The organism is Wohlfahrtiimonas populi, assembly GCF_002006795.1.
In the GTDB taxonomy this organism is placed as follows: Bacteria; Pseudomonadota; Gammaproteobacteria; order Cardiobacteriales; family Wohlfahrtiimonadaceae; genus Wohlfahrtiimonas; species Wohlfahrtiimonas populi.
This window is the reverse complement of record NZ_MVDN01000055.1, coordinates 1-549: the sequence shown is the minus strand read 5'-3', so window position 1 is coordinate 549 and position 549 is coordinate 1. Positions and strand designations below refer to the sequence as shown.

The 549-nt window shown below is 35.6% G+C and carries 1 protein-coding gene; it reads right to left on the bottom strand.

All coding sequences use genetic code 11. From position 1 onward, the window contains the following. A partial coding sequence (locus BZK16_RS13985) for a hypothetical protein (RefSeq protein WP_143691216.1) occupies positions 1-233 on the bottom strand: 233 nt, incomplete at its 3' end. Positions 234-549: the final 316 nt, after the last annotated feature.

Genomic DNA, 549 nt, shown 5'->3' with positions numbered 1-549 from the left:
GGTTGCCCTAAGATTAAACTATGTCCAATTTGTTCAGAAAAATAAATGCCAATATCGCGTTCTCCTTCCCATAAACCTACAGCATGAATCTCAGGTTTTCCTCCTCCTGCAGGTAAAGGGAGTTCATTGCGCTGTTGGTAAAGCCTAGGTAATGCTCTTTTAATAAAAACAAAACAAAGGCTTTTTAGAGAATTTTTTGTTTTTGCATTTAATGTTGAGCGTTGACTAATCAAATGCCTATTTTCAGGTTTTTCTNCCTATTTTCAGGTTTTTCTAAATCAAAAAGCCTCTGTGTATGACGGCCATCCCATAAAAAACCTAATCCAATCCATTGTGCTTGTTTGACACGTTGTAGAGGTTTTGTTGGGATCTTAAAGGAACCTAATCTAGGTAAGAAAAGTTGGTATTCTTGTAGTTTGTAGCCATGATAAAAACGGATCGAGCTCCTAATTAATAAAACTAATGCACCAGAAAATGCAATGCTTTTTGGCATAAAAAAAAGATGAGGAACAAACAGCATGATCATGGATGCAATAAAATAAATAGTCG